The organism is Nonomuraea spiralis (assembly GCF_014648435.1).
GTDB lineage: Bacteria > Actinomycetota > Actinomycetes > Streptosporangiales > Streptosporangiaceae > Nonomuraea > Nonomuraea spiralis.
Window position 1 is genome coordinate 1 of sequence record NZ_BMRC01000089.1, and the last position, 916, is coordinate 916.

1 protein-coding gene is annotated in these 916 nt (G+C 66.3%); it reads right to left on the reverse strand.

Translation table 11 applies throughout. The features are described from left to right. The coding region (locus tag IEZ27_RS53430) for a transposase family protein (protein ID WP_229825372.1) at positions 1–811 on the reverse strand (811 nt) is incomplete at its 3' end. Positions 812–916 lie beyond the last annotated feature (105 nt).

Sequence of the window (916 nt, forward strand, 5' to 3'; positions counted from 1 at the left end):
CAGTGATGTGCTGGAGGATCCGCCAACGGCCTTTGAGCAGGGCGAACCCGCGTTCGCCGAGACAGCGTAGGCCGCGCAGGAGTTGGTTGTAGGTGCGGTTGTCCGAGCTGAGGGTCTGATTTTCGGCAGGCTGTTTGATCGGCGTGTAGACGCCGATTCCGGCACCGTCGTAACCGCCGTCGGCGAGGGTGGGCAGACCGCGGGCGGCAGCGGCGTATAGCGCGCCCAGCGCGTGGGCGCGAGCGGCGGTCAGATCGTGGACCGAGCCCGGCTCAACGTCGGCGATCCACAGGGGAAGCCCGCTGGGTGCCGAGAGCGCTTGGAGGTTGCCGGCGTGCTGGTGAGCCTTGCCGGAATACCAGGCGTCGATGGGCTCGCCCTTGACGCTGACGGCCTGCTCGGCGCAGCGATCGATGGAGATCAGGGTGCCGTCCAGGATCACATAGGCCAGCCCGTCGGCCTGGGCGCGATCCAGAGCCTCGCGCAGATCAGGGGCTTGAGCTGCCAGGACGTCGATCCCCTCGGCGATATAGCGGTAAGCCGTGGCCCGGGAGACGCGGTGATCGCGGCCAAGCTTGGGGATGTCGTGCTCGCCCCGGAACCAGCGCAGAATCAGGACCGCCTGCCAGAACGGGGTCAGGGCGCGGCTGCCCTTGGGAGTGCCGAGCCGGCGACGTTCGTCCTGCAGCAGCCGGGCAACGTAGTGAACCAGTGCACGGGTGACGTCGAGCGTGGCACGATGAGCAATCACGTGGAGCCTTTCGGCCGTTGCGGTTTCTTGTGGTGAGAACTCATCTACCGGAGGCTCCACGTCTGCCTCCGGCCTTCGACGACTTCTCCCGAAAGGCCCGGAAACGCCACCGCCGACGTCCCGGAAATCCGCAATCGTCCGAATTATTTCTCTGAGATCACCTCA